Below are 23,340 nucleotides of genomic sequence, written 5' to 3'. Positions count from 1 at the left end.
CTTGGGCTATTTCTATATTCGAATCTGGATATCTATACAGATGGCCTTCTGTATATCTGGTCGTATTTCTGCTCATGTCTCTGACAGACGGATTTTTCCTCGTGGAAAACTTCTCGGATAGCTATACAGATATCCGGCCGAAGAGATGGCTATTAACTCGCTACAGTTCGACTTCCTCGCCAATACCCTGCTCGCTCGCACGTTCGAGAACGTGCTCGCTCGCGGCGGCATCCAGCACGGCGGTTCCGACGCTTTCGACCACGACGATATCCGAACGGGAATCGCGTCCGGCGCGGCCGCGAAACACGTCGGAAAGCGGAACGAGGTCGTCCGAAGTCAGGTCAGCCGCCAGTAGGTCACCGATCTCCGCCACTTCTTCGGGCACGTCGGCGAAGACGCGCTCTGCACGCTCGAACGTCGTCCCGTCGAGTTCACGAGTTTCGGCGGTATACGCCCCGACGGCCACGACGAGTGTTCCTGCCTCGAGGATGTCTCCCGAAAAAACCGGTTCGCGTGCCGTCGTCGCGGTTACGACGACGTTCGCCTTCGAGACGGCATCGTCGGCCGATTCGACCGCCTCCACTGAAATGCCGAGCTCCGATTCGAGTTCGGTGGCGCAGTCGTACTTCGAATCACTCGGCGAGTACACCCGCACCGATTCGAGGTCGGTCGCCGCAGCGATACAGCGTGCCTGCCATCGGGCCTGCGTTCCGGCACCGATGAGCGCAAGTTTGGTCGGACCGATTGCGAGTTCTTTCGCAGCCAGGCCACCGATACAACCCGTCCTCGCGCTTGTAATGTTTGCTCCGGCGAGGACTGCGCTGGGTAGCCCGGTTTCGGCCTGCGTGAGTACGATCTGGGCGTTGACGGTCGGAAGCCCTCGCTCGGCGTTTTTCTCGTGGACGCCGACTAGCTTCGTCGCGTAGTGGGATGCCCCGTGGATGTACGCTGGCATAACGAGGCCAGTTCCGAGCGGTTCGTCCGTGAGGCCGATTCCGACCGGAAAGTGAGGACGGCTCGGGCGCTCGACTTCGCCACGACCCTGTTTGACGAACGCATCGCGGACGACCGGAAGGAGGGTATCTATGTCGAGAATCGAAGCGACGTCAGTATCGGACAGGATTCGAATCATGATCGGAGTTCGCACCGGGGTCCCTTATTTTCCGGCGGTGGAACCGTTATTACCCGAACGCTCGTACGCCGACTCATGCGCATCGTGGTTGTTGGTGGCGGTATTGTTGGTTGTTCGTGTGCCTACTATCTCGCCGAGCGAGGAGCTGACGTGACTGTCTGCGAACGCTCAACCATCGGTGCCGGTAGCACCGAACGCTCCGCAGGGGGTATCCGGGCACAGTTTTCGACACCGGTCAACGTCGCCCTCTCCCGAGCGAGCATGCGAGTCTGGGAACGATTCGAGGACGAGTTCGGAACCGACATCGCGTATCGTCGTCCGGGATATCTCTTCCTCGCGCGAAACGAAGCGACGGCCGAGGGGTTCGCCGATACTGTCGCCATGCAGAACGGACAGGAGGTGCCGAGCGAACTGCTCACGCCCGCGGAGGCCAGCGAACACTGTCCTGGCCTGCGAACCGAACCGTTTCACGCGGCCACCTACTCACCGACGGATGGCTTTGCGGACCCACATCTCGCACTACAGGGCTTCGCCACGCGTGCTCGGGAAATGGGCGTGGACATCCGAACCGGCGTGGAAGTCACCGACGTTCTCCTGAATGATGGCGCAGTTTTCGGCGTCGAAACGACCGATGGAGAAATCGACGCGGATTTCGTCGTCAACGCCGCTGGACCGTGGGCAAAGCGAGTGGCGGATATGGCAAAAATCGATCTTCCTGTCGTTCCTGAACGCCGTCAGATTGCCGTCGTCGAACCGGAAACGCCCGTTCCTGAATCCGTTCCGCTGACAATCGATCTCGATACGGGGTCGTACTTCCGCCCGGAGCGTGAGGGAGCCACACTCGTCGGTGGACATTTCGATTCCGTTTCGAGGGCGGAACCGGACGCATACGACCGAACGACGGACCTCGACTGGACCGTCGAAGCGGTCGAACGCGCGAGCGAGACGGCCACCTATTTCGGTCCCGAATCACGCATCAAGCGGGGATGGGCCGGTCTGTACGCTGTCACTCCCGACCATCATCCAATCATCGAAGAGACAAGTCCAGGATTCATCAACGCGGTCGGCTTTTCGGGTCATGGATTCCAACACGCACCCGCGACCGGGAACCTCGTCACGGAACTCGTATTTGATGGCGAGGCATCGTTAGTAGACATCTCCGGATTGGATAGCGAACGGTTCGAAGACGGGCGGACGGTCTCGGAGCGGAACGTGGCGTGAGTGATTTTCACCGTTGATTTCGTTCAACTTGCTGGCGAACGTACACCTATATGCCTCGCCTGAGATATGCGACCGATGACTGAAACGTTCGACGTGAACGACTTTTACGACTTGACGCTCGCGTCAGACTTCGCACTTTCACCGGACGGTGACCGGATCGCCTTCGTTGCGAGCGAGTTCGACCGGGATGAGGACGACCGACGAACATCACTGTTCGTCGTTCCGACGGACGGAAGCGACGAACCCTACCGCCTCTCCCGCGCCTCGGACGCCGGGTCGCCGAACTGGTCGCCCGATGGGTCGAAACTCGGGTTTCTGGCCAGCCGCGACGAAGACACCGCCCTCACCGTACAGGACGACGATTCGGACGGCGACGACGAAGACGAATCCGGCGATGACGAGCCGAGATCGCAGGTGTGGGTGTTCGACCTCGAACGCGGTGGCGACGCCCGCCAAGTAACCGACCGTGAGGAGGGTGTGACCGAGTTCGACTGGGGGCCGAAAAGCGATCGACTCGTCATCTCGTCCCGCGACCCGACGGAGGAGCAGGCGGATTATCTCCGAAAACGACGGAACGGGGGTCCGGTCGAAATAGACCGTCTCCAACATCGATTCGATGGAAAGGGGTTCTTGGACGACGTGACGACGTACCTATTCGTCGTCGATCTGGCGACCCGTGAGGAGCGTCGACTCGACGATGCCTACGGTAGCGGTGCATTCGAACCGATGTCCGGATTACAACCTGCCTGGGGACCCGACCGGATCGCTTTCATTTCGAATCGAACCGAACGACCCGACGATTCCGGCGTGATGGACCTCTATACCATCGACCCGGACGGCTCCGACTGTCGGCAGATTACGGATTCGAAACACACGATAAACGCGCTCCAGTGGAGTCCTGATGGCGCTCGTCTCGTGTTCGTCGGGAGTGACGCCGTCAACTGGCACATCCCGACGCAAGTCTACGTCACGGAAGACGTTGGCAACGCCGCGGGAACGGACGATACTCGATACCGGTCGATTACGGAATCGCTTGACCGAACCGTAGCACACGCGAATCGGATTCGCTGGACGGACGAGGAAACTCTCCTTACGACGATCGGCGACGAGGGGAGCACTCGTCTCGTCCGGTGCTTTGCCGACGAACGCGCGCCGGAGTTCACGTACGAATCACAGGACGATTATCACACGATCGCGAACTTCGACTTCGCAGACGAGGCGGTCGCGCTCCTGTCTACCGAGCCGGAGACGGTCGGGGACCTGTATACGATCGCCTTGAGGGAACTCGATCACGGCGAATCGACTCGGGTGACGAATCTCAATGACGCGTTCGAGGAATCCCACGCTATGCCCAACTGTCAGCGTGTCGTCTACGACAACGAGTCCGGCGACGACATCGAGGCTATTGCGTATCTCCCGGCCGACTTCGACCGGGACGACCCGACTCCCCTCCCGCTCATCGTTTCCATCCACGGTGGTCCCATTTCCTACGATGCGCCCGAGTTCAAATTCGAGTACGCCTACTGGACCGACCGAGGATACGCCGTCCTTCGACCCAACTATCGCGGAAGCAGCTCCTACGGCAGGGAGTTCAGCGAGGTCATCCGAGGCGACTGGGGACCACGTGAAGTCGAAGATGTGATCGCAGGCGTCGAGCATCTCGTCGAGCGCGACTGGGTCGATCCCGACCGCACTTTTGCCACCGGTTTCTCGTATGGCGGTATTACGACCGGATTTCTCATCACGAACACGAACCGTTTCGCAGGTGCCGCGGCGGAACACGGCATCTACGATTTACGGTCGTGTTACGGCACCGACGACGCTCACAAATGGTGGGAGAACGATTTCGGTCTTCCGTGGGAGAATCCGGAAACGTACGATTCGGCGTCGAGCATTACGGATGTCGGCGATGTAGAGACGCCACTGTTGGTTACTGCCGGTGGCGATGATTGGCGCTGTCCCCCATCCCAGTCCGAACAGCTCTACGTCAGTGTGAAAAAGCAAGGCATCCCCGCGAAACTCGTCGTCTATCCCGACGAACATCACGCCATCGGCGACCCAGACCGGGCGATTCACCGAATCGAACAGTTGACGGCGTGGTTCGAAACGCACGATCCCGGACCGGTGTAGCTATCCCTACCGGTTCGTCGTCGGGCTATCGCCGTTTTCGTCCCCGTAATGGACCATTAGTTCGTGAACGGTCGCTCGCTTTATTCGCTCGCTCAATCTACGGTCATATGGAGGAAAAACTGATGAGTGAAACCGAAGCGAGAGAGCAATCGGCACGCGCGACGGATACCGACACGTCGAATCTGAAGTGGCTGAGCGGTTTCGTATCGCTTATCGGGGCGTGGATATTCGTCTCGGCGTTCGTCTATACGATGTCGATGTCGAGCTACTGGAACAACATCATCATCGGGGCCGCGATTTTCTTGGTCGCGGGATACAACTACTATCGAATGTCGAAGGGACTGACGACGAGTATCGGGAGTTCGTCGTTCGTCGCGCTAATGGGATTGTGGATGATTCTGGTTCCGTTCGTGATGGCCGTTGGAACGGTATTCTGGAGTGACATCGTCTCCGGTGTCGTCGTCGCCATCATCGCCGGCTACAACGCCTACGCAGGCAGGGAAGCGAGAGCGGGCGCGCCTGCAGGAACCACCTGAAGGGGCGGTTCTCCTACGTTCGCTCCAACTTGTCGAGTCGGAACGAGGCGAGATGATAGCGCGTAACGAGTACAGCAAATCCGACCATCACGATGGCAAACAGGGCGTGAATCGAAACTGCAGTCTCGTGGGCGTACCCGTTCCACAACTGAGCCATCCCGATCACTATCGGTCCAAAGCTAAAGAGTCCGGTTTGAACCGGTAGCTCACGACATAGCTCGCGGAAGGAAACGGTTGCTTCGTCGGTCATCAATGGGCTCTTGAAGCCATTCACGGGCGCGTCATCAATACCGTTTCGAAATCGTTCGACTACTCGTTTGGTACGTGATTTTTGGGCGCGTAGATGTGTATTTCTCCGGTCCCGTGAACGACGACCTCACATTTTCGGGCGGTAAAGACGACCTTTCCCTCATCACGGGTGGCGCCACTGTGTTTCTGACTAAATATCGCATCGAGCGCGTCCGGGTCAATGCAATCGTAGAGCCACGTTCGTCGCTCCTCATCCTTGCCGACGATCTCTTCGATACCTCGGATAACTCTCGTACTCACGTTGTCGGTGTCGCCGGTAATTCGGTAGGCAGCGCGTTCATCCCTATCCAAATTTTCCATTCTCTCTGTCAATTTCTCGTCCGTCATTGTATGATTACGACTCAGTTAGTTAGCAACTCTGACTGGTTACTGGCATAAAAGAACCTCGATTATCGATAAAAATAACCAACTACTCCCTTCATAATCGGATCACTGAATCCACTCCGTCTGGTGATGTTAACGGCCGAGAAGCCTCCAATCGGGTTCGGGTTCACCGACCGGAGATGCCCTCGAAATTCGATTCGTGATTTCCGTGCTACGTCGCGTTCTCACCCTTTTCGTCGCCAGATGAGAACGGACAGGGCGAGGGCGATGATCGCAAGTGCACCGGTAAATCCGGGAAGACTCGTGTCTCCACTCCGAGTGTCTTGTTGTCCCGACTGGCTGGTCGATGTAGTACCCTCGTTTGCACCGTCATTGGAACCGTTGTCCCCTGTGGTCCCATCTGACGCCGAAACCTGTCCATCCTGACCGAGGTGGAGCACCCAACCGTCCATCCCCGTGGCCCCAAATCCACCAGTCTGTCCCGCCAGTAAATAGCCTCCTCCGTGTGCCTGAATCGCTGGCCACGGTTTATCCCACTGTGCACTCCCGTAGGCCTTCTCCCACTGGACGGTACCGTCCGCTCCGGTTTTCACGACGTAGCCATCCGCACTACCGATTCCGCCGGTCAATGTTCCCCCGGTAAAGAGATAGCCACCGTCAGCCGTTTTCATGGCGGAGTCGAGCCAGTCGACGTCCGCTTCACCGTATCGGTTCTCCCACGCGAGATCACCGTTCGCATCGTACTTGAGAACCCATCCGTCTCGGGAGTCCCCGCTTTCTGACTCTCCTGCGAGAACGATTCCGTCGTCACCGCCCGTTGCGGCCCAGATCGCTTCCCTGTCCGACCCCCCTGCCGTTTTCTGCCATTGTCGTTCGCCGTTGTTTCCGACGCGCATCGCCCACGCGTCTTGGCTTCCCCCATCGACTTCGCCAGCGAGGAAATAGCCGTTCGACGCCGGAACGACTGCTTTGAACCCGCCGGACGAGGACCCTTCCGGGCTAGCGTACGTTTCTTCCCACGCTTTCTCCCCTGACCCGGCGAGTTTCAACAGCCACCCCTTCTTCCCCCCGTCGCTCGTCCATCCGGCGAGGACGTACCCGTTACCATCTCGTTCGAGGCTGTAAAACGCACCCGGGCCGGATGTTCGTTCGTTCTGCGTCGAACCATCGCCTCCGAGTTCGGCGATCCATCCCGTCGCGCTTCCACCGCGGTCGGTCCGCCCTGCTACCATTACGCCGCCATCGTCGGTCGTAACGACCGAATACAGTCTGTCGGTACCCGGTCCGCTGAGGGTTCGTGACCACTGTTGATTGCCGTTTGCGTCGATTTTCACGACCCAACCGTCGATGCCACTTCCGGAACTCTCCGTCTCTCCGGCGAGAACGTAGCCGCCGTCGTCGGTTCGGACGACGTCGTTGAATATTTCATCGCCCGAACTACCGTACGTCTTGTTCCAGCGTTCGGCCGGTTCCGGTTCCGCCTGCTGTTCCACTACGCCGCTGGGGAGCGCCATCGCCCCGGCGGTGGTCACGACGAGAAGAACGAATACGAGTGTCACGGTGCGCGCCATGCCGATGTGGTCGTGAGGTTCGCAATTTGTTATACCTATACTACCGCGAAAACAGGCACGCACTGTTTACAGTTTGACAGCCTTTGCTCGGTGACAGCCTCCGCCTGAAACACGGAATGGGAACCCATTCGTCAGTTCGGTTCGTGGTTGAACATATGGTTCGAACAGCAGTCCTCTTTGCCGTGGGTGGAATGCTCGCGTGGGGTGTCTGGGCGGTGTTTGCCGATTACGCGACTCAAACGCTCCAACCCGAGGTCGCGATGGCGATCTCCTATGCGGTGGGCGTCGGTGTTGCTCTCCTGTATATTGCCTCGCAGTCGGGATCGGTACTGCTCACCGGACGGGGTGTCTCGTTCGCGATCGTTGGCGGACTCTTTTCCGGCGCGGGTTCGATAAGTTACTACGCCGCGCTCCAACGCGGAAACACCGCGATCGCCACGACGATAACGGCACTCTATTTCGTCGTCGCCGTCCGAATCGTCGTCGTTTTTCTCGGCGAATCGGTAAGTACGAGGGATCTAGCGGGTGTCGGACTCGCGATCGGTGCGGTTGCGTTGTTGGCGACGTAAGCTGAACATACACTCCATGCTACTATACGATCTCACAGTGTGTGATTGCAATCGCCCATCTCGGTGCCGATAGTGGCTCTCAGCAAATCAATCAGTGGTCAATCGGTCGAGGAAGCACGATCAGCTCTAATCGATACTGGCCAATCGATTGGACGAATGGTACGTGCCAGTTCGAACCACTACCCATCGACCGATGTTTCTCCGAGCAATCGACGGTATGGAACGGGAACCGTCCCGAGGGATCAATTCAGCAAAAACGATCGTTGGGACCTTGGCGGCGCTACGACTCGTCGTCTGCGTCGTCTTTCATCTCACCGAGTTTGGCGATGAGTTCGTCGCTGGAAGCATCGCTGTCGAACGTGATTTCGCCCTTGTGATCGTTTTCGTGGACGTTGACGGCGCTCGACTCGTCCATGTTGGAATCCTGTTCTCGGTTCTGTTGTTCAGATTCGTCGTAGCTTCCAAAACCCATATGGGAAATTATCGCCTGAAATCACTAAAGGGATGCGGTTCGGAAACCTCCCGAGCTGATACCGGACACGATGGACCCGATGTCAACTGTTTTCCGGTTGGTGAGATATGAGCGCACACGGAACTCAAAACACCGTTGCTGGAACGTATTGGCGTTACGTGTGTGTTACACGGCACGGTCGTAGAACAGCGGAAACGCCGGGGTGTTACGAGATGACGAACGCCGTCAGAAACCGAACCGATTCGACCGCTATCGAACGGTTTCGAACCGATAGGGCCTCACCGGACGAGCGGTGCGACTTCGTCGCCGAGGCGTTCGATACAGTCCACCATTTTCCGGGTACCGATACCGGGATGGTAGGTACGGAAGATAAAGTGAATGTCGTCACCCAGGGCTTCGCGGTATTCGTTCAACTCCTCCGCGATCTGTTCGGGCGTACCGAAGATGGCCTGTTCTTTCAGCTCCTGTTTACGCTCGTCGTCCAGTTCCTCGACCGACTCGCCCGAAAAGATTTCGGCGTACCGACGCTGGATGTAGAAGTACCCCGGTTTCATCGCTTCCCACGCCGCCTCCTTCGAGTCGGCGACGAAGCCGTGTTGAAGGGCGTACACCTCGAAATCGCCCTCGATATCTTCTTCCTCCCGTACGCGCTCGATGTCCTCCTTTCGTTTGCGAATTCCCTCGATCGAAATCGAGGAGGGGGCGCACCACGCATCCGCCACGCGAGCGGCACGTCGGACGGCGGGTTTGACCGACCCCCCGAACATGATGGGAAGGTCGGATTCGGGTTTCGGCGTTACATTCACGTCCGGAGAGACGTCGTGGAACTCGGCGTCGTAGTCGAGGTTTCCATCCGACCACGATGCTCGCAGGAGGTTCGTCAGGTCGCTTAACCGTTCGACGCGCTCCTCACGTGGGACGCCGAACGACTCGAACTCGCGGGGGTTCGACCCGATGGCCAGTCCGAGTGTGAGGCGGCCATCCGAGAGCAGATCGACCGTCGCGGCGTCTTCAGCGAGTCGGACGCCGTCGTAGAGTGGAGCGAGCGCGATGCACGTCCCTATTTCGACGTTTTCCGTGCAGGCGGCCAGTGCGCCGAGTGATGGCATCGTCGCCGGTAGGTAACCGTCTTCGGCGAAGTGATGTTCCGAAACCCACAAACTGTCGAGTCCAGCGGCGTCGATGGTCTCGCCGAGTTCCAGCATCTCGTCGTAAATCTCGGTCATCGAGCGGTTATCGTCCGGTCGTCGCTGGCAAGTGAACAGCCCTGTCCCGAGTTTCATGGTCGAAAATCGAAGGCAGACACCTTAATCGTTTATAAGGACGAACCGTAGCAGTATACCGACTTTCTGCCTTTGTTCCATTGAAGTCTTACACTGAATATAAATGTCCTAAAAACTATGGTCGGACTGATCATGAGCTTCACCCCCAAAGAAGCCAGATAACTCGATTTTCGACACGTTCGAACCGGTGACAGTGTTCGTCGGAATGCTGGTGCTGCTCTTTCCGGGAATTTCATTGTTTGATTAGCGGTGGCGAGTCGCCTTTTCGCTCTCTGTCGGCATTCGCCGTAACGAAAAAGCCGTGATTTCTCTCCCTGTTTAGTCCAGCGAGAGGTTCACCGTTTTCGTTTGGGTGTAATGTTCGACGGCTTCGAAGGCCGTCTCACGCCCAATTCCGGATTGTTTGTAGCCCCCGAATGGCTGTCCCGCGGGGAAGTCATTGTACTGGTTTATCCAGATGTTACCCGCTTCGATATCCTTCGCGGTTTCGTGAGCCTTTGTCACGTCGTTCGTGATGACACCCGCCGCCAGACCGTACTCCACGTCGTTCGCCCGATCAATCATCTCGTTGTAGTCCGTCCACTCGAACACTTCTTGGACCGGTCCAAAGATCTCCTCCTGCACCGCCTTGTTGTCGTGGTCGATGTCGTCGATGAGCGTCGGCGCGACGAAACAGCCGTTGTCCAGTGCCTCGTCGTCCGGCACTCCACCGCCCGTCACGATCGTCGCATCAGCGTCACGAGCCGTCTCGATGTACTCCATCGTCCGGTCTACCTGCTCCTGTGTCACTTTGGGGCCCAGGTCGGTGCTGTCGAGAAGCGGGTCGCCGACGGTGAGGTCTTCGGCTGCGTCGGCGAGCCTCCGTACGAACTCGTCTTTGATTTCGCTGTGGAGGAAGAGCCGCGACCCCGCACAGCAACACTCTCCGGTGTTGAAGAAAATTGACACGATTGTCGTCCGGACGGCTTTGTCCAAATCGGCATCGGGGAAGACAACGAGCGGGCTTTTTCCGCCGAGTTCGAGCGTGAGGTCGGCGACGTTGTCCGCCGCGTTTTTCATCACCGATTTTCCCACTTCGGTCGAACCGGTGAACGCGAGCTTTCTCACGTCGGAGTGCCGAGTGAGCGGCTCTCCAGCCTCCAGTCCATAGCCGGTGACGACGTTGACGACGCCATCAGGGAGCACGTCGTCTATCTCTTCCATCAGTTTGAGAACGGTCAGTGGCGTCTCCTCTGCGGGTTTGAGGACGACAGTGTTCCCGGCGGAGAGGGCCGGTCCCAGTTTCCACGCTGCCATCAGCAGCGGGAAATTCCACGGGATAATCTGTCCGACGACGCCGTATGGCTCGCGGATCGTCTGGACGTGTCGGCTGTCGTCCGTCGGGACGGTCGTCCCCTCGTTGGTCCGCGCCGCCCCGGCGAAGTAACGGAAATGGTCAACCACGAGCCCCATGTCGATTCGTGCTTCGGTAATCGGCTTGCCGTTGTCGAGTGATTCGAGCGTCGCAAACTCCGATTTTTTCTCCTCTACTCTGTCCGCGATAGTTTCGAGGACTTCCTGTCGCTCTGCAGTGGAGTAGTTCGACCACGTTTCGTCGTAAGCATCCCACGCGGCCTCGACTGCCCGGTCGATATCGTCCGCTTTCCCCGCCTGTACGTCAGCCAGGACCTCGCCCGTCGTTGGGTCCCTCGTCTGAAACGTCTCGCTGGAGGAGCTCTCGATCCATTCCCCACCGATGTAGAGCTTCAACTCGCTTGGGACGACTTCGTCCGCGGCAGTTTCGTGGCGTTGTCGAATCTCGCTTTTACGTTCGCTGGCTGATTCCGTCGACATTTCATGCCGAAACCCGTGACGGACCCCAATAAGTGTATATATGAATTTTTGATATATGTAACTATATGTGGTTTCATTTGGCGGAATTCGTTCTCAATTGTGGCCTATTTTAGTTACTTCGGCACGGTCGAGTGTGATCGAGTTCGTCATGTGTGACGCGATGGCACGAGACGGAGGACGCGCTGTCCGTAGGTTCGAGTCGAAGGAGCGCAAGGGAGTACCGGACGAAGCGGAGTGTGTCGATCGGTGGAGGACCGTCGAATGCCGTTGCGGTGGTTGCGTGATTGGGAGTCGATATCAGTTATCGTCGCAGGAACAATCCTCGTTCGATAACCACGTAACCAACCGGATTCGGTTACTGCCTGAACCGCGATTGCTCCCGAAAAATATCGCCCGAGGATGGAACTCGCGGGATCCCGGCGAAAACGGGCTCAAAATCCGATAATCTTCTTCAGTGTTCGATCGTCGTGATCTCTTCGACGGGCCACTGGCTCAGAATCTCCACACCGTTCTCTCGAACGACGACCATCTCCTCCACTCGCACACCCTGTCGGTCTGCGGGTTCCATCGTCTCGACGGCCATGGTCATGCCCTCCTCGATTTCGATGGGGTGGTCGGGTGAGATCCCGCGCCAAATGAGCGGTACTTCGTACAGCTGAAGCCCCAACCCGTGCGCCCAGTGGTTGGTCGTCATCTGCCAGTGGTCGGTGGCGCCGTACCAGTCGGCGTGCTCGCCTTCCATGTCGGGGAAGCCCTGACAAATCTCGTCCGTGGTCGCGCCGGGTTCGATGCGTTCGAGCACGTCGTAGAGGTTGTCACGGGCTGTTTCGTAGGCGTCCTGCTGGGTCTGCGTCGGTGTGCCCATGCTGAAGGTTCGATAGTAACACGATCGGTAGCCCATGAACCCGATGTTGTAGAAATCGGCGTAGACGAGGTCGCCGGGACGGATGATCCGGTCCGTCGTGTTTGCCTGGTGTTTCGGCCACGTGTTCGGTCCGGAGGTGACGTACCCGCCTTGTACCATCGCGCCGAGACTCCAGAGTTCCCGCGTGGCTTCGCCCCAGATTTCGGATTCACGCTTGCCGGGTTTTGCCGTCTCGGTGATGCGCTGGAACCCTGCCTCACAGAGCGCGGCGACCATTCGAAGGCATTCGATCTCGTCGCGCGTTTTGATTTTTCGCGCGCTCTCCATGACCGTTGCACATTCCTCGGTGCGAACGTCTACGCCACGGTCTTCGAACTTTGAGATGAGCGCGCCGTTTCCGATGTCGATACCCATCGGTTCTTTGGCGACGCCGTACTCCTCCATCGCCTCGTAGACGAGCCCCGCCATCTTGTCCTTCAGCCAACTGCGCGCCGAATCGTGTCCGGAGGCCCGGGGGACGTTCCCCAGTCCGGGGCAAGCGTAGCGAATGTCGTCCAACCACGGGCAGTTGAATCGCTGGTTACTCGCGTGGTCCGCCGTGTCCCAGTGGACGATGTCGCCGTCCTCGGTGAGCAGAGTGTAGTGGTCCGCACCCGACCCGCCGGTCATGGCGAGGCCGGTCACGTACCGAACGTTCGGGTCGTTGATGAGCAGCATGCTCCCAAGCCCTGCCTCCTGCATTCGAGAGAGTGCGCGTTCCTTTCGCTCTTCTCGCATGCGCTGCATGTCGATTCGCTCCTCCCAATCGACGCTCATCGTCCCGCGCGTCCCTTCCATGAAATCGCGTTGGTAGAATCCCATGCGATGGGCTACTCGGAGCGATGTTATGAAATTTCCCGAATGATTTGTGATGGATTTCCGCCCGCATACTCAAGACACGCCCTCTCGTCACCCTACCTAATGGACACTCATCAAACACCGATTCGGGTGGACCACATCGGCATCGCCGTCGAATCCATCGAGAATGCGGAACCGATTCTGATGGCGCTCGGATGTGAGCGACTCACTGTCGAACCCGTCGAGGACCGCTTTCGCTGGGCGTACTATCGACTGGGCGATGCGTCCCGACTCGAACTCATCGAACCCATCGAGGACGACACGTTTCTCACCGACTTCCTCGATACAAACGGGCCGGGTCTCCACCACGTCACGCTCGAAGTCGCGGACATCGACGCCGTTATCGAATCGCTTCGCGAACACGATATTCGCGTCATCGACCGGGAGCGGTTCGATACCTGGACCGAGGCGTTCGTCTCGCCGCGAAACCCAACCGGCGTTCTCTTCCAACTGATGGAGTACCACGACGATTATCACGAGAAACGGCTTCCGCCGCAGGATTTGTTCATCAACGAGAGTCGAGTCGGAGAATTGTTTCAAAGGTAAAAAACAGATGAACTAGACAGTGATCCCGAGGTGTTTGTCCATCAGTTCTTCGTCCTCCGTTAACGCTTCCGGCCTCCCTTCGAAGACGATTTCCCCGTGGTCCAATAGATAGACTCGGTCCGCGAGCGAGAGCGCAACCGCGACGTTCTGCTCGACGAGAAGTACTGTGATGCCTTCCTCGTTCATCTCTTGGATGAGTGCTTCTACGCGCTCCATGATGAGGGGGGCAAGCCCCTCAGTTGGCTCGTCAAGCATGAGCAGATCCGCACCACAAACCAGCGCCCGAGCGATGGACAGCATCTGTTGTTCGCCGCCAGAGAGGTCAGTACCGCGACTGTCTTGCCGTTCCTGTAAGTTCTCGAACGCCCCGGCAGACAGCACGTCGTCGATCGATTTTCGATGCGTGCTGTCGCTTCCGCCGAGCGTTCCGACAGCGAGGTTTTCGCGCACCGAAAGACCGGGGAACACCCGGCGTTCTTCCGGCACCAGCGAGACTCCACGCTTTACTGTTTCGACCGGCGAAAGTCCGGTAATGTCCTCCCCATCGAACCGAATCGTCCCGGAGGTCGGCGATAGCGCACCGGTGATGGTCCGGAGTGTGGTCGTTTTCCCGACGCCGTTTCGTCCGATGAGCGCGACGATTTCGCCCTCTGGGACGTCAAGCGAGACGCCGGAGAGCACTTCCGTTTCACCGTACCCTACGCGTACGTTGTTGATCGATAACATTTACACTCCTCCGAGGTACGCCGCCTGTACCTCGTGGTTTTCCGCGACCTCTTCCGGCGTTCCCGTTGCCAATTCCTGCCCTCGATTGAGCACCGTAATGCGGTCTGAAACGCTCATTACCAGATCGATATCGTGTTCGATAAGCAGGAGCGTCCTGTCGGCGAGCACGTCGTCGATGAGTTCCATCGTCGCACGTGTCTCCTCCCCGCTCATCCCCGCGGTGGGTTCGTCCAACAGGACGACCTGTGGATCGGTCGCCAGCACCAGTCCGATCTCCAGTCGTCGTCGGTCCCCGTAGGACAGCGCCGCCGCCTGCTCGTCTGCACGTTCCCCGAGTTCGATTTGTGAAAGGACGTCCTCGACCCGTTGGTTGGTCTCCGGAAAGCTGTCGGCTGGTCGAAACAGCCTTTCCCTTGCCGTAATGGCCGTTTCGGCCACCGACTGCGCGGAGAGTCGGACGTTCTCCCGGACGCTGCGGCCACCGAAAACGGTCGTGATTTGGAACGACCGTCCGATTCCGCACCGAACGCGTTCATGCGGCGGGAGGTTCGATACGTCGTCGCCCGCGAACCGGACGGTTCCCGACGTGGGAAAAAGCGCACCCGAAATCAGGTTGAACAGCGTCGTCTTCCCGGCCCCGTTCGGACCGATGACGCTCCGGAATTCGCCCGCTTCGACGTCGAGATTCACGCTGTCGGTAGCGACGAGTTCCCCGAACTGGCGGGTCAGATTCTCGGTTTCGAGGAGCGCCATCAGTTGCTCACCTCCGAATCGTGGTCCGCAACCGTTTCGGGGCCGCCGCCGGTCTCCTGATTCGTGTACCGAGAGAACAGTCCGGGAACCGAGACGAGTCCCTCGGGCACGTAAATGACGAAAATGACGAATACCATCCCGAGGATTCCTTGCCACTGTTCGAACACCAAACCGAGGTCGAGTCCGAGTAGACTGACCCCTTGGAATCCGGCTGCGAGGTTCAACAACAGTTCTTGTAATCCGATAAACGCACCTGCTCCAATCATCGGTCCGTACAGCGTCCCCATCCCGCCGAGAATGGTCATCACGATGACCTCGCCGGACTTTATCCACGCGAGGACTGACGGTGAGACGCCGCCGGTGTGAATCGCCGACAGTCCCCCGGCGAGTCCCGCCAGTCCGCCGCTGACTACGAACGCTTTTCGTTTGTAGGCGGTCACATCGTAGCCGATGAAGGAGGCACGTTCCTCGCTCTCGCGGATACCCTGCAGCACACTTCCGAACGGCGCGTTCATCATCCGCCGTGCGAGGAGATACGACCCGATGACCGCCGCGAGCACGAAGTAGTAGAACAGTTCGATTTCGCCGAGTAGGGCGACGTCTCCGACTTCCGGCCCGCTCATGAGTCCGTAGACGGGATCGAAACCGCTGAACAGGCCATCACTTCCCCCCGTGAAACTCGACTTTTGCACGAGTTGGTAGAACAACTCCGCGAAGCCGAGGGTAATCATGGAGAAATACACCCCCGAAACGCGAATCGAAAGGTGACCGACGACCCATGCAACGAGTGCCGCAACGACGATGCCCACGCCGAGCGCGACGAAGACGGATGGCATCCCGTTTTCGACCGTGAGAACCGTGCCGTAGGCTCCCAGTCCGAAAAAGAGGACGTGGCCGAGCGAGACGAGTCCGGCGTAGCCCATCACGAAGTCGAGACTGAGTGCGAACAGTGCCCAAACGAGAATCGTCAGGAGGAGCGAGTTCACCTCGTAGGAAGTGTAGAGAACCCCGATTCCAAGGGGTGCCAATACGAGGAGGCCGACCACGAGGGTGCCCAAACGGAACCGCGTTCGGTCGTCAAGTACGCCGCCGCCACCGCCGGTCAGCAGTTTGCCGCCGCTTTCGGCGGATTCCCATTCGGGATTCCCGAACAGTCCCTGCGGTCGGACGAGCAAGACGCCGATCATTAGCAGGAAGACGACCAGCCCCTCGAAACTCGGAAGAACGGTGCGGAAGAACGTCTCGATGATTCCCACGCCGAACCCGCCGACAACTGCGCCGCGGAAACTCCCGAGTCCGCCGAGAACGACGATAACGAAGGCGGGGATGATGACGGAGTTACCCATCCCGATGTTCACGCTCTGTTTCGCTCCGAGGACGATTCCGGCGAGCGCGGCGAGAAACGCCCCGAAAGCGAAGACGAGCGTGTAGTATCGGTCGATGTCGATGCCGAGGTGCCGGACCATTTCTCGGTCTTGCGCGCCGGCGCGAACGACGAGTCCGAACCGAGTTCGATTCAGTAGGAGCCACGTTCCGAAGGCCATCATGACGCCGATTCCGATGACGAAGAAGTTGTACTTCGAGTAGTTAAACCCGAGCACGTCGATGGGTCCACGGAGTATCGGTGGCTGCGGGAACGGTTTGGGGTTATCCCCCCAAATCAGCGAAATGGCGTCCTTGAAGACGAGCACCAGCCCGAATGTGAGCAGGATGTGATACAGCGGATTTCTCCCGTAGAGGGGTCGAATGGTACCTCGTTCGATGAGTGCCGCGATGAGCGCGACGAGGAGGGGAGCGACGAGCAACGCGATCCAGAACGCGCCGGTACCGAACCCAACCGCCGCGATGGCGAACGCGAGGTAGGCACCGAGCGCGAAAAACTCGCCGTGGGCGAAGTTGATCACGTCCATCACGCCGAAGATGATGGAAAGTCCCGCGGCCAACAGGACATACACCGCGCCGATGGTCAGGCCATTCAGCAACTGTTCGATAAATGCACCTGCCATATCAGAGCTGACAACCGGTTTGCTCACATGGTGGAATCGCCTTGTCGCCACCGACTTCGGTGATGAGTTTCACGTCCGCCATCGGCCCACCGTTGTAGACGTTCCGCCCGACCCAGACGGGGTTTTTCGCCTGATGGTCACAGGAACGGAACTCGTTTTCGCCGAGGAGGGATTGCATCTTCAGTCCCGGAAGCGTACTCACCACGTCGTCGGGGTCGGTACTTCCTGCTTCCTTGATTCCGTTCGCTACCATCGTAATGGAGTCGTAGGCGACTCGTGCGAAACTGCCGGGTTCGGCGTCGTTCGCGTTTTTGTACGCTTTCACGAACTCCGTGTTGGTTCCCGAATCGATTTTCGGAACGTATCGAGTGCCGCTGTAAATTCCGTCCGCTTTCTCGCCGAGTGCCCCGCGGATGACTTGAAACGACCCCGTCGTCGTCATGATTTTCTTCTGATCGGTGAGTCCCTGCGCGTTCGCTTGGTTGATGAACTCGATGAGGTCGCCTCCCGTCGAACCGACGACGACCACGTCGGCGTCGGAGTTCTTTATCTGGCTGATGAACGAGTCGAAATTTTTTGCCCCGAGTTGTGCCTTCGTCACGCCCACTTCGGAAAAGTTGGCGCTCGACTCCTTCATCCGAGACCGCCACTCGTCGAGGACCGAGTTCCCGTATGCGTAATCCGCGATGTGGAACCAGACTTTGCTCCCGAGGTTTTTCAACGTCCAGTCGGAACAGGCCTCCGCGATCTGTGCCGTGTTCGTCTCGCTTCGGAATACGTACTCGTTGCAGCTTTCGCCAGTAATCGGAATGGCGGCCGCGCCGGGGGAGTAAATGGTGCTCTCCTTTTTGGCGAACTCGTTGAGGCTCAGTGCGACGGAACTGGAAATCGCACCCATGATATACGATGCGCCGTGCTGTTCGACCAACTTCTGTGCTTCCTGTCGACCGGTTTCGGGGTCAGCCTGCGTATCGCCATATTTCGCGTCGATACTGAAATCGTACTCATCGCTCTCGTTTACCGTTTTCACGGCGAGCTTCGCGCCTTTTCGCTGTTCCGCCGCGAGCCCGGCGTACGGTCCCGTCATCGGGTTGAGAATTCCGTATTTTACCGTTCCATCGTTCCCGCCCCCGCCACCGATATTACCGAGACAGCCTGCGACTCCCGCTAGACCCCCCGCCCCGACCGCGGCCAGCATTGCGCGCCGAGTCGTTTCAAATCTGTCCGACTGCCCCGAGTTACTATCCGCCATGGCAACAAGGAACAAGGGATGAATAATAAATGATTGTATATAATTGGTTGACTGTCCTCTCCTGAACTGAACTGTTCGTTCGTTTTCGCTTATACTCCGATATCTCCGTGATTCGAGCCGTTCTCCTCTGTTTACGCTTCAGTACGTCACGTGCCACGCGCTCCCAACTGAACATCGGAAACGATGGTGTCGAATTCGGCTTCGACGTTCGTTCGAACCGACATGCTTCGCGTGTTTTATCACAATCCAATCCCTGCCCTCGGGTGGTATGTACAAACACGTCGCCTTGCTCGTCCGAAAGGACGGGATGACACACGACGAGTTCGTCGATTACTGGCAGACCAACCACACCGCCATCGCCCGCGATATCGAGGGCGTCGTGAAATATTCGACCGTCCTTCCGGTTACGCCCGATGCCGCCGAGTTCGACGGCCTCGCTGAACTCTACTTCGAGGATCTGGACGCGTTGCACGACGCGCTCGGGAGCGAGGGGTCGCGTGACTACGACCCGGACAAGGGAAAAGCGAAGGAGGCCCGCGAGGACGTGGACAACTTCCTCGCACTCGAAGAGCGGCCCCGGTTCATCGGCGAAGTCGTCACGCAGAAGGATGAAGTCGGCAGCGACACCGACGGGTTGTACAAGCACTCCGCCTTTCTCGTCCGAAAGGAGGGGATGTCCCACGAGGAGTTCGTCGATTACTGGCAGACCAATCATACGGCGATCGCCCGCGAAATCGAGGGCGTCGTGAAATACGATACCGTCCTTCCAGTGACACCCGAGGAGTCCGAATTCGACGGCATCGCGGAACTCTACTTCGAGGATTTGGACGCACTCCACGACGCGCTGGGAAGTGAGGGGTCACGGGATTACGACCCGGACAAGGGCAAAGCGAAGGAGGCTCGCGAGGACGTGAACAATTTCCTCGCACTGGAGGACAGGCCGCGATTCATCGGGAAAGAAACCGTTCAGAAGGAGTAACGGCGAGAATTTTTCGAACAGCTATTTTGAGGGACTTCCGTACCGGCAGTCGTCGGCAACCCCAGGCGACGTCAACGGTGTGGGGTGTTCGGCGGGATAATCCGCTTCCAAGGGCGATGCAGCAAGCAATTCACTGCAACAACCGACCCTAACCGCGACACCCTCCCCACCGATTTCTCAATCCCCATCGTCTCTCCGCGAATGCACGAACCATTAGGTACCCGACCACAAACATCACGATATGAGCGACTCCCCGAACTACCGCCAGCAGGTGGTCGATGCCTATCCCGAACTGCAATCCATCGAGAACGATGAGTTACGAGATCGAGTTATCGAAGCGTGGACGGTAGGTCTCGAGCGCGGTGGTTGGAAACACATCGACGACATCCCCTACGCGTGGAACATCCACGAAGTGAATAACGTGGAGCACGTTCGAGGCGTGACTCGAATCGCCATGCGCTCGGCAGAAGAACAGCGCGATTTCCACGGTGCCGACCCCGACGAAGACGTCATTATCGCCGCCTGCCTGCTTCACGACGTTGGAAAGTGTTACGAGTACGTCGATTTCGTGGACGACGACGCGTTGCTTGTCCCCGACTCGACCTACGTGAGCGAGGAGATTCCACATTCACTGTCGGGGTACGCACTGGCCCACGAAGTCGGCTGTCCGCTCTCCGTCCAACGAGCGATTCCGCATTTCCTCGGCGAAGTACCGAAACGAACCCTCGAAGCTGAACTGGTGAAAAGTGCGAACTCGGCCAGTTCGAACGCGATTACCCAGTCCGCGATGGGGATTACGCTCAAGGAGTGGGTGAACGAGTACAGCCAGACGCAGGAATAGCACCAACCCCGTGACGTGTGTACACTGGTACTATCTTTGGCTACTATCACGTTCGACGAACGGCCTTGACGTCCTCTCTCGGTTATGCCGAATTCTATCACGGTGGCTTCGTAAACAGATACCTGAATATCTATCTACTTTTCTAGATATCTATCGGGATATTTTCTCAGAAATCTATCCAGAAACCCAAAAGAGGGCGCATCAAAATTCGGATTTTCCCGTCCTTGCACCGAATACGGAAATAGAATCTATGCGCTACTTTTCGGGTTCAGACTTCTTCCAATCCGTTCTCTTTCCGAAGCACGTTGATGTACTTCCGGAAGCCACTCTCCAAGTCGTACTGCGGTTCGTAGCCCAACTCCTCCTGAATCGCCGCCATGTCGAGTTTCTGTGTCCACGGTAGTTCGCCCTCGTCGGATACCTCCACGTCCGCGTCGGGCATGATCCGTTCGACCGTCTCAGCGGCTTCCCGAATCGTCGCTACGGTCCCGCGGACGTTGTAGACGCGCTGGTCGATATCCTCTTCGGGAGCGAACGCCGCCAGACGGAACGCCTGCGCGATATCCTCGACGTGCTGCCAGTCGATGACTTGGTCGCCGTACTCCACACTGAACGATTCGCCGAGCGCGGGCTTTTCGATGATGTTGGCGAGGAACGCTGACCCACCTGTTTCGCGATACGGTCCGTATGCAACGGTCGGTCGAAGGGCGACATGCGAGAGGTCGTGGTCCTCGAAATACACCTTCGCTTGATGTTCGTTGAACTCCTTCGTCGCGCCGTATAGCGTGTCGGGGTAGACGAGGTCGTCTTCCGTGACCCATCCGTTGTCGTAGTTCACGGGTGGGGCGAAGACCGCCGCGCTGGATGCCCACGCCACTCGCTCGATTTGATCCGAAAGCGTGCGCGCCGCTTCGAAAACGTTGTTCGTCCCCTGAATGTTGACATCGATCGCGAGTCGTGGATTCTCGCGTGCCGTGTTCGTCAGGAGTGCGGCGAGGTGAACGATCCGCGTTGCCCCCGTCTCCTTGACCGCGCGAACCACGTCCGTCGGATCGGAGAGGTCTCCGCGGCGGACCTCCACGTCGTCGGCGACGCCGAGCTTCTCCAGAATTCGCGTGTCGGTCGAGAGGTCGTATGCGACCACATCGTGGCCGTGTTCGACGAGGTCTTTGGCCGTGTACGATCCGATGAAGCCTGTTCCACCGGTGACGAGCACCGTCTCGCTTTGGTTCATGATTTTTCAGTCACGGGGTGGCAGGAAAAGGTTTTCTTCCCGTTGTCAGCCGATTGTCCCGACCCGATTCGCAGCCGATCCGACCGTTCCCGATGTCACTCGTGTAGCCCGCCGACTTCCGCGTAGAACGACGATTGCAGTTGTTCGGCCATGTCTTCTTCACGGTCGATTCGCGCGTCGATGACGAAGGGGAGGTCGCTTTTCTTTCCTTCTCGAAGTGCGTCGGTGAGTTCGTCCGGCGTCGTGACGCGTGTTCCGTCAGCACCGAACCCTTCAGCCACTTTCACGAAATCCGTATCGTGGAACTCGACACCCGCAATGTCACCGTCTTCCTCTTGCATCTGACGTACCATGCCGAGGCTGGTGTCGTTCAGGATGACGAAGGTCGGCGCGACGCCGTATTCGACGGCTACTTCCACGCTGGTCATCGTCATCGTGAATCCACCGTCGCCAGCGACGCCGATAACGTCTTTCTCTGTCGAGATGGCGGCGCTCACCGCGGCGGGGGCTGACCATCCCATTCCACCGACGCCACCACTGCCGAAGTAGGTGCGGACTGCAGGCGTCTGTAGGTAGTTCAGCAGCCAGAATCGGTTGTTGCCCGAATCGGCAGTGACGATGGTGTCCTCGTCAACCAGCGCCTCGATTTCCGTTACTGCGCGCTGGGGTTTGATGGGGGACGCATCGCTCTCGCACTTCTCGGTGAAAAACGACTCGCGTGCCGTCTTCGCTCGCTCTCGCGCCCAGTCGTTTTCGGCGCTTCCGGCGTCGGAGAGCGCCTGAAGGCTCTCCTTCGCATCGCCGATGAGTCCCACGTCGGCGGGATAGACCCACCCTGCGTTCCGGGTATCGATGTCGGCGTGAATGATGGTTTGTTCGTCGGGCCGAATGAACGACGACGCTTGCCAGTTCGTATCCATCGGGTTCATTCGACACCCGACGATAAGGAGGGCGTCGGCTTCGCTGACGACTCGATTCGCACCTTCGTGACCGAACGACCCGATGACGCCCGCGGCGAGTTCGTGCGTCTCCGGAATCGTCGATTTTCCGAGGTAAGAGGTCGACACCACTGCATCGTACGCCTCTGCGACCTCCTGCAGTTCATCGTAGGCGTTCGCGGAGTGAACGCCGTTCCCGGCGACGATGACGGGACGCTCGGCGGATTCGAGTGCCGTTTTCGAGTCCGCGACGTCGTCGTCAGTCGGTTTCGACTCCCAGTTCCGTACCTGCTTCTCGCTGTCCCACACTGGCGGTATCGGGTCGCTCGGCACTTCGTCCGTGATCGCTCCCCCATCGAGGATGACGGCGGTCGGTCCCGACCGACCGGCCGTCGCGTGTTTGAACGCCAGTTGGACGCTTCGTAGGGTTTCGGTCGGCGTTCGCGGGAACCAGTGCTCTTTCGTCACGCCGTCCAATATCTTCGGGAGTGAGAGACCGCCGTAATCGCCCCGCGATTGCTGATAGGGGGCGAGCGTCGAGTAGTCGCCACGCTCGCTCGCCTCGGTCAGGACGACCATCGGCGACGAGGCGAGACGGGCCTCCATCTGACCGATGACACCGAGGCTTCCGATCCATGGCCCCTGTCCGGCGAGGACTGCGGGTTTCCCGTGTAGGCGACCGTACATCTCGGCCATGACGCTTCCCTCACGTTCGTCACGTGGTCGAACGACACCTACGTCGGACTCCGGCAGGTCGTCCAACAGTTCGATGACTCGTCCACCGGGGTACCCGAACACGTACTCGACACCCAGCGACTCGAGTATGGAAACTAGTGATTCGCTCGTCGTCTCCCCCTCGTCGTCAGCACCTGTCATGCTAGCCGAAGCCACCCACCCTGCGGACTTTGTTCTGTCGGTTATCG

The 23,340-nt window shown here is 58.6% G+C and carries 21 protein-coding genes; 7 read left to right on the top strand and 14 right to left on the bottom strand.

Going from position 1 to position 23,340, the window contains the following annotated elements:
• Positions 1 to 160 precede the first annotated feature (160 nt).
• The gene (locus OOF89_RS16270; protein ID WP_266080237.1) at positions 161 to 1,132 is read right to left on the bottom strand and encodes an ornithine cyclodeaminase family protein; all 972 of its coding nucleotides are present in this window, start codon (positions 1,130 to 1,132) and stop codon (positions 161 to 163) included.
• 75 nt (positions 1,133 to 1,207) lie between these two features.
• On the opposite strand from OOF89_RS16270, the gene OOF89_RS16265 reads away from it, so the two are divergent.
• From OOF89_RS16265 to OOF89_RS16255, 3 genes are all read left to right on the top strand, one after another.
• On the top strand, positions 1,208 to 2,353 hold the full coding sequence (locus OOF89_RS16265; protein WP_266080235.1) for an NAD(P)/FAD-dependent oxidoreductase: 1,146 nt from the start codon (positions 1,208 to 1,210) through the stop codon (positions 2,351 to 2,353).
• 75 nt (positions 2,354 to 2,428) lie between these two features.
• A complete protein-coding gene (locus OOF89_RS16260) occupies positions 2,429 to 4,483 on the top strand; it encodes a S9 family peptidase (protein WP_266080233.1) in 2,055 nt (684 codons plus the stop codon).
• Positions 4,484 to 4,605: 122 nt separating this feature from the next.
• Positions 4,606 to 5,019 carry an SPW repeat domain-containing protein gene (locus OOF89_RS16255; RefSeq protein ID WP_266080232.1) on the top strand — a complete coding sequence of 138 codons (414 nt, stop codon included), beginning with the start codon at positions 4,606 to 4,608 and terminating at the stop codon, positions 5,017 to 5,019.
• A gap of 13 nt (positions 5,020 to 5,032) precedes the next feature.
• Here the strand turns inward: OOF89_RS16255 and OOF89_RS16250 are convergent, their stop codons facing one another.
• From OOF89_RS16250 to OOF89_RS16240, 3 genes are all read right to left on the bottom strand, one after another.
• Positions 5,033 to 5,269 (bottom strand): hypothetical protein, encoded by a 237-nt coding sequence (locus OOF89_RS16250; protein WP_266080231.1) that lies wholly within the window; start codon positions 5,267 to 5,269, stop codon positions 5,033 to 5,035.
• Between the two features lie 59 nt (positions 5,270 to 5,328).
• Entirely contained in the window at positions 5,329 to 5,628 is a 300-nt protein-coding gene (locus OOF89_RS16245) for a HalOD1 output domain-containing protein (RefSeq protein WP_266080229.1), read from the bottom strand.
• Between the two features lie 248 nt (positions 5,629 to 5,876).
• Complete coding sequence (locus OOF89_RS16240; RefSeq protein WP_266080227.1) at positions 5,877 to 7,223, bottom strand: PGF-CTERM sorting domain-containing protein; 1,347 nt, start codon at positions 7,221 to 7,223, stop codon at positions 5,877 to 5,879.
• Between the two features lie 155 nt (positions 7,224 to 7,378).
• Between OOF89_RS16240 and OOF89_RS16235 the strand changes: the two genes are divergently transcribed.
• A complete protein-coding gene (locus OOF89_RS16235) occupies positions 7,379 to 7,792 on the top strand; it encodes an EamA family transporter (protein ID WP_266080225.1) in 414 nt (137 codons plus the stop codon).
• Between the two features lie 280 nt (positions 7,793 to 8,072).
• Here the strand turns inward: OOF89_RS16235 and OOF89_RS16230 are convergent, their stop codons facing one another.
• The 4 genes from OOF89_RS16230 to OOF89_RS16215 all read right to left on the bottom strand — a co-directional run bounded on the left by OOF89_RS16230 (position 8,073) and on the right by OOF89_RS16215 (position 13,106).
• Entirely contained in the window at positions 8,073 to 8,264 is a 192-nt protein-coding gene (locus OOF89_RS16230; protein WP_266080223.1) for a DUF5786 family protein, read from the bottom strand.
• 278 nt (positions 8,265 to 8,542) lie between these two features.
• A complete protein-coding gene (locus tag OOF89_RS16225) occupies positions 8,543 to 9,547 on the bottom strand; it encodes an LLM class flavin-dependent oxidoreductase (RefSeq protein WP_266080222.1) in 1,005 nt (334 codons plus the stop codon).
• A 318-nt stretch (positions 9,548 to 9,865) separates the two neighbouring features.
• A complete protein-coding gene (locus tag OOF89_RS16220) occupies positions 9,866 to 11,380 on the bottom strand; it encodes an aldehyde dehydrogenase family protein (protein ID WP_266080220.1) in 1,515 nt (504 codons plus the stop codon).
• A 451-nt stretch (positions 11,381 to 11,831) separates the two neighbouring features.
• Complete coding sequence (locus OOF89_RS16215; RefSeq protein ID WP_266080218.1) at positions 11,832 to 13,106, bottom strand: M24 family metallopeptidase; 1,275 nt, start codon at positions 13,104 to 13,106, stop codon at positions 11,832 to 11,834.
• Positions 13,107 to 13,205: 99 nt separating this feature from the next.
• Here OOF89_RS16215 and OOF89_RS16210 point away from each other — a divergent pair, with 99 nt between their 5' ends.
• Complete coding sequence (locus tag OOF89_RS16210) at positions 13,206 to 13,688, top strand: VOC family protein (RefSeq protein WP_266080216.1); 483 nt, start codon at positions 13,206 to 13,208, stop codon at positions 13,686 to 13,688.
• A gap of 12 nt (positions 13,689 to 13,700) precedes the next feature.
• On the opposite strand, the gene OOF89_RS16205 is transcribed toward OOF89_RS16210, so the two are convergent.
• Genes OOF89_RS16205 through OOF89_RS16190 form a run of 4 tightly spaced genes read right to left on the bottom strand, consistent with a single transcriptional unit; the run spans position 13,701 to position 18,425 of the window.
• On the bottom strand, positions 13,701 to 14,414 hold the full coding sequence (locus OOF89_RS16205; protein ID WP_266080214.1) for an ABC transporter ATP-binding protein: 714 nt from the start codon (positions 14,412 to 14,414) through the stop codon (positions 13,701 to 13,703).
• A complete protein-coding gene (locus OOF89_RS16200) occupies positions 14,415 to 15,167 on the bottom strand; it encodes an ABC transporter ATP-binding protein (RefSeq protein WP_266080213.1) in 753 nt (250 codons plus the stop codon).
• The gene (locus tag OOF89_RS16195) at positions 15,167 to 17,173 is read right to left on the bottom strand and encodes an ABC transporter permease (RefSeq protein WP_266080211.1); all 2,007 of its coding nucleotides are present in this window, start codon (positions 17,171 to 17,173) and stop codon (positions 15,167 to 15,169) included. The genes OOF89_RS16200 and OOF89_RS16195 overlap by 1 nt, the downstream gene beginning before the upstream one ends.
• 1 nt (position 17,174) lies before the next feature.
• Entirely contained in the window at positions 17,175 to 18,425 is a 1,251-nt protein-coding gene (locus OOF89_RS16190) for an ABC transporter substrate-binding protein (protein ID WP_266080209.1), read from the bottom strand.
• Between the two features lie 268 nt (positions 18,426 to 18,693).
• Here OOF89_RS16190 and OOF89_RS16185 point away from each other — a divergent pair, with 268 nt between their 5' ends.
• Together OOF89_RS16185 and OOF89_RS16180 are read left to right on the top strand one after the other, a co-directional pair.
• Entirely contained in the window at positions 18,694 to 19,404 is a 711-nt protein-coding gene (locus OOF89_RS16185) for an EthD domain-containing protein (RefSeq protein WP_266080207.1), read from the top strand.
• Positions 19,405 to 19,645: 241 nt separating this feature from the next.
• Positions 19,646 to 20,245 carry an HD domain-containing protein gene (locus tag OOF89_RS16180; RefSeq protein WP_266080205.1) on the top strand — a complete coding sequence of 200 codons (600 nt, stop codon included), beginning with the start codon at positions 19,646 to 19,648 and terminating at the stop codon, positions 20,243 to 20,245.
• Positions 20,246 to 20,513: 268 nt separating this feature from the next.
• On the opposite strand, the gene OOF89_RS16175 is transcribed toward OOF89_RS16180, so the two are convergent.
• Positions 20,514 to 21,479: an NAD-dependent epimerase/dehydratase family protein gene (locus tag OOF89_RS16175; RefSeq protein WP_266080203.1), complete on the bottom strand. Its 966-nt coding sequence runs from the start codon at positions 21,477 to 21,479 to the stop codon at positions 20,514 to 20,516.
• Between the two features lie 95 nt (positions 21,480 to 21,574).
• A complete protein-coding gene (locus OOF89_RS16170) occupies positions 21,575 to 23,293 on the bottom strand; it encodes a thiamine pyrophosphate-binding protein (RefSeq protein WP_266080201.1) in 1,719 nt (572 codons plus the stop codon).
• Between the last annotated feature and the right edge of the window lie 47 nt (positions 23,294 to 23,340).

Source organism: Haladaptatus caseinilyticus (assembly GCF_026248685.1).
GTDB lineage: Archaea > Halobacteriota > Halobacteria > Halobacteriales > Haladaptataceae > Haladaptatus > Haladaptatus caseinilyticus.
Note: the sequence above shows the minus strand (reverse complement) of the source record. Positions and strands in the feature narration are given on the sequence as shown.

Bases quoted from the DNA above. Each gene is read 5' to 3' on its own strand.
- OOF89_RS16190 (WP_266080209.1), bottom strand. From the start codon at position 18,425: ATGGCGGATAGTAACTCGGGGCAGTCGGACAGATTTGAAACGACTCGG.
- OOF89_RS16270 (WP_266080237.1), bottom strand. From the start codon at position 1,132: ATGATTCGAATCCTGTCCGATACTGACGTCGCTTCGATTCTCGACATA.
- OOF89_RS16245 (WP_266080229.1), bottom strand. From the start codon at position 5,628: ATGGAAAATTTGGATAGGGATGAACGCGCTGCCTACCGAATTACCGGC.
- OOF89_RS16185 (WP_266080207.1), top strand. From the start codon at position 18,694: ATGTACAAACACGTCGCCTTGCTCGTCCGAAAGGACGGGATGACACAC.
- OOF89_RS16180 (WP_266080205.1), top strand. From the start codon at position 19,646: ATGAGCGACTCCCCGAACTACCGCCAGCAGGTGGTCGATGCCTATCCC.
- OOF89_RS16265 (WP_266080235.1), top strand. From the start codon at position 1,208: ATGCGCATCGTGGTTGTTGGTGGCGGTATTGTTGGTTGTTCGTGTGCC.
- OOF89_RS16170 (WP_266080201.1), bottom strand. From the start codon at position 23,293: ATGACAGGTGCTGACGACGAGGGGGAGACGACGAGCGAATCACTAGTT.
- OOF89_RS16225 (WP_266080222.1), bottom strand. From the start codon at position 9,547: ATGAAACTCGGGACAGGGCTGTTCACTTGCCAGCGACGACCGGACGAT.
- OOF89_RS16205 (WP_266080214.1), bottom strand. From the start codon at position 14,414: ATGTTATCGATCAACAACGTACGCGTAGGGTACGGTGAAACGGAAGTG.
- OOF89_RS16175 (WP_266080203.1), bottom strand. From the start codon at position 21,479: ATGAACCAAAGCGAGACGGTGCTCGTCACCGGTGGAACAGGCTTCATC.
- OOF89_RS16250 (WP_266080231.1), bottom strand. From the start codon at position 5,269: ATGACCGACGAAGCAACCGTTTCCTTCCGCGAGCTATGTCGTGAGCTA.
- OOF89_RS16220 (WP_266080220.1), bottom strand. From the start codon at position 11,380: ATGTCGACGGAATCAGCCAGCGAACGTAAAAGCGAGATTCGACAACGC.
- OOF89_RS16235 (WP_266080225.1), top strand. From the start codon at position 7,379: ATGGTTCGAACAGCAGTCCTCTTTGCCGTGGGTGGAATGCTCGCGTGG.
- OOF89_RS16255 (WP_266080232.1), top strand. From the start codon at position 4,606: ATGAGTGAAACCGAAGCGAGAGAGCAATCGGCACGCGCGACGGATACC.
- OOF89_RS16260 (WP_266080233.1), top strand. From the start codon at position 2,429: ATGACTGAAACGTTCGACGTGAACGACTTTTACGACTTGACGCTCGCG.
- OOF89_RS16230 (WP_266080223.1), bottom strand. From the start codon at position 8,264: ATGGGTTTTGGAAGCTACGACGAATCTGAACAACAGAACCGAGAACAG.
- OOF89_RS16200 (WP_266080213.1), bottom strand. From the start codon at position 15,167: ATGGCGCTCCTCGAAACCGAGAATCTGACCCGCCAGTTCGGGGAACTC.
- OOF89_RS16210 (WP_266080216.1), top strand. From the start codon at position 13,206: ATGGACACTCATCAAACACCGATTCGGGTGGACCACATCGGCATCGCC.
- OOF89_RS16215 (WP_266080218.1), bottom strand. From the start codon at position 13,106: ATGGGATTCTACCAACGCGATTTCATGGAAGGGACGCGCGGGACGATG.
- OOF89_RS16195 (WP_266080211.1), bottom strand. From the start codon at position 17,173: ATGGCAGGTGCATTTATCGAACAGTTGCTGAATGGCCTGACCATCGGC.
- OOF89_RS16240 (WP_266080227.1), bottom strand. From the start codon at position 7,223: ATGGCGCGCACCGTGACACTCGTATTCGTTCTTCTCGTCGTGACCACC.